The organism is Mesorhizobium sp. M7A.F.Ca.CA.004.06.1.1 (genome assembly GCF_003999135.1).
Classification (GTDB): domain Bacteria; phylum Pseudomonadota; class Alphaproteobacteria; order Rhizobiales; family Rhizobiaceae; genus Mesorhizobium.
In genome coordinates this window covers 1-3353 of record NZ_RZPQ01000662.1, presented here as the reverse complement: position 1 = coordinate 3353, position 3353 = coordinate 1, and the positions used below count along the sequence as shown (strand labels likewise).

General features: G+C 63.1%; 4 protein-coding genes and 1 pseudogene. 1 reads left to right on the top strand and 4 read right to left on the bottom strand.

Features of this window, described 5'->3' with window-relative positions:
- A partial coding sequence (locus EN906_RS27880; RefSeq protein ID WP_245484347.1) for an AIR synthase related protein occupies positions 1-605 on the bottom strand: 605 nt, incomplete at its 3' end.
- 119 nt (positions 606-724) lie between these two features.
- Complete coding sequence (locus tag EN906_RS27875; RefSeq protein WP_127269911.1) at positions 725-2134, bottom strand: PLP-dependent aminotransferase family protein; 1410 nt, start codon at positions 2132-2134, stop codon at positions 725-727.
- Positions 2135-2227: 93 nt separating this feature from the next.
- Here EN906_RS27875 and EN906_RS27870 point away from each other — a divergent pair, with 93 nt between their 5' ends.
- Positions 2228-2479, top strand: a complete 252-nt coding sequence (locus EN906_RS27870; protein ID WP_027036978.1) for a DUF1127 domain-containing protein — start codon at positions 2228-2230, stop codon at positions 2477-2479.
- 3 nt (positions 2480-2482) lie between these two features.
- On the opposite strand, the gene EN906_RS27865 is transcribed toward EN906_RS27870, so the two are convergent.
- Both EN906_RS27865 and EN906_RS27860 read right to left on the bottom strand, forming a co-directional pair.
- Complete coding sequence (locus tag EN906_RS27865) at positions 2483-3124, bottom strand: Pr6Pr family membrane protein (protein WP_127269909.1); 642 nt, start codon at positions 3122-3124, stop codon at positions 2483-2485.
- Positions 3125-3127: 3 nt separating this feature from the next.
- A pseudogene (locus EN906_RS27860) lies at positions 3128-3353 on the bottom strand (hypothetical protein); the annotation flags it as partial.

Genomic DNA, 3353 nt, shown 5'->3' with positions numbered 1-3353 from the left:
CCCTTGGCTTCCGACAGGAAGATCGCATCGGTCTTGGCAAGGCCCGCCGCGAAGGCGTTGACCAGGATGTTGCCATTGTAGCGGGCGTCGAAATTGACCTCGCCGCCGACTGTCGGCACGCCGAAGGCGTTGCCATAGCCGCCGACGCCGGAAACCACGCCTGAAACGAGGTGCCGGGTCTTGGGATGGTCAGGCGAGCCGAAGCGCAGCGCATTCATCGCCGCGATCGGCCGGGCGCCCATGGTGAAGACGTCGCGCAATATGCCGCCGACGCCGGTCGCCGCGCCCTGGTAGGGCTCGATATAGGACGGGTGGTTGTGGCTCTCCATCTTGAAGACGACGCAGTCGCCGTCGCCGATGTCGACCACGCCGGCATTCTCGCCCGGCCCCTGGATGACCTGAGGTCCGGTGGTCGGCAGCGTGCGCAACCATTTCTTCGAGGATTTGTAGGAGCAGTGCTCATTCCACATCGCCGAGAAGATGCCGAGTTCGGTGAAGCTCGGCTCGCGCCCGACAAGATCGAGGATGCGCTGATACTCGTCGGGCTTGAGCCCGTGTGAGGCAATGAGCTCGGGGGTGATCGGCACGGAATTGGAAATGGTCATGGGCGGCGATTTATATCCGGGACGTTGGGATTTTGAGTCCCGTCTTATCGCAAGCCTTGCGACCGATACACCCATGGATTGACGAAAAACGACGGAAAACCGGACAAAGCCACGCAGTGTCAGGAGAAGCTGTCGTAGCCGGCGCGGCCTTCATCGAGAAGTCGCCGGATCGCCGCGACGCCTTCAGCGATATCCCCGCGCTGTCTCGGCTGCGAAACGCCAAAGCGGACACCATGGAAAACCTGCTCGGAACGGCCGGCCTTGAATTCGTCCTCGTCGTCGATCAGCACGCCGTGCTCCAGGCAGGCGTTCTTGAAGGTGCCGGAAAGCCAGGGGTCGGGCAGGGTCAGCCAGACAAAGGGCACCCTGTCATGCGACTTGAACGCGAAGCCGGCCAAAGTCTCGCGCACGATGGCGATGCGGGCGCCGATTTCGGCGATGCTGCGCTTGCGTATCTCATCCGCCTGACCTGACAGCACCAGCCTTGTATTCACCTCCGCCAGCAGGAAGGGCATGCCGCCGGTCATCATCTTGTGGGCGACACGGATGCGGTGGCGGTAGGCGGGCGGGCAGGAAAGCCAGCCGCCGCGCACACCGGCTGCGACCGACTTCGACAGGCCGCCCGCGACGATGGTGCGTTCAGGCGCATACTCGGCCAGCAATGGTGTCGGATCATCGGTCAGATTGCCATAGAGATCGTCCTCGATGAGGACGACGTTGTATTCGCGTGCGACATGGGCGATCGCCTCGCGGCGCGCCGCCGACAAGGTGGCCAGCGTCGGATTCTGCGCCGTCGGCATCAGGAAGATCATCTTGGGATGCTTTTGCGCGCAGACGCGCTCGAAATCCTGCGGATCGATGCCTTCCTCGTCCGATGCCACCAGCGCGGTGCGCCTGCCGATCAGGCCGGCGCTGCGGGAAATCTGCGAGTAGGTGAGGTGCTCGAAGGCAATATAGTCGCCAGGCATGGTGAGCGCCGCGATCGCCGCCATCACCGCCGCATGGGTGCCGAGCGTGGGAACGATGGTGTCGGCACTCGGACGAAACGAATTGCGCGCCAACCAGCGGGCGCCGGCTTCGTACCATCGGTCGGGGAAGTCCCGCGTGTAGCTCGAAATCTCATGCGGATGGTCCTGCGCCGTGCGCGACAGGACACCGGCGACAATGTCGCCCTGGCCGATATCAGGTGCTGCGGTGCTGTCGAAACGCAGCTTGCCCTTAGGCGCATCGATATAGCGCGTGCCTTCGCCGCCGACGTCCGGAGCCGGAAAATCCGGCTTCGCGCGCTGGCCGAGCACATAGGTTCCACGCCCGACTTCGCCGCTCACCAGCCCACGCTCGCGCAGCAATTGATAGGCCCGGCCGACCGTGCCGACGGTGGTGCCGATGTCGTAGGCGAGGTCGCGTTGCGGCGGCAGCTTTGCGCCGGCATCGATCACCCCCCGATCGATGTCCGTCTCGATGGAATCCGCCAGCCGCTGATACAGCGGGCCGGAGCCGGCAGTGAAATCGGGGAGCCAATTTGTCATGGTGACAAGTTTCTATATTGCACCTACACATGAGTCAATCCATATCGATTGCGTGCCAAAAAGGGTACAATTTGGAATTCTGGTAGAAAGATAATGGATACAATCGCTACAATCCGTCACTCGAGAGCCGGTTTATCTGGCCAATCGACACGTCCATCAGACCGGAGCGGCTTTGTCAGCCGTCTGGTGCGTCTGGTCAGATCGCTGGCGAGATGGATCGACCATCTGTTGGAGCGCCGCCGCAGCCGGCTGGCGCTGCTGGAAATGACCGATGATCAGCTCAAGGATATCGGCGTCACACGCTGCGATGCTCACCGCGAGGGCATCAGGCCGTTCTGGGACTGATAGCTAACCGAGTTTTGATGCCCTGGTGCGTGCGCCGGCATGGTCCGCAAGGACGGCGACCACGCACAGCACGAGGAAAAGTCCGGTGATGGCTGCGGCTGAGATGACGACGCTGGTCGCGCCGTTCCTGGCGATGTCCAGGAAAGGGTAGGGCACCTCGCCGGCAAACGGCGCCCGCACCAGCGCATAGACCAGATAAGCGATGGGATAGATCACCCACCAGGAAATGTCGCTCCAGCGCGTCCTGCCGTCAGCGCCTGCGATCAGCCACCACAGCACGAACAGCACCGGCGTCACATAATGCAGCAGGACGTCGCAGAGCAGGAACAGGCCCTGCGGCTGCCAGAGCCGTGCCAGAACCGTGGCATAGACGATGAACACCAGCGCGATCGAAACCGCAACGCCGGCCCGCATCCGCGCGCCTGCAAAGGCCGGCAGCCAGGCATAGAAGGTGGGTGACAGCAGCGACGTGTACACCAGCACCGCGCCGATGTTGGTCAGGATGGTGAAGAAGCTGGAGACGAAAATGATGGAGCCGAGCAGGCTGCGGCCGGCTTCCATCGACGCCGGAATGCTGATGCAGAACTGCAGGATGAGCCCGGCGAGACCGACGACCAGTCCCACAATCTGCAGGAACCGGCCCATGGGCTAGGCCGTCGCGGCGCAGGCCGGATTGCCGGCCTGCCAGCGCGCAATGTCGGAGCCGATGCGGGCGCCGAGCGGATCGTTCATCAGCGGTCCGAAGACGTCGACGCGGCTAGAATTGCCTTGCGCCTGCACGACCAGCAAAGGTTTGCCGCCATAGTGCTTGGCCGGCACCAGCAGGAAACGCGGCGTGCCGCTGAACGAATTCAGCTCATTGGCCATCTGGTAC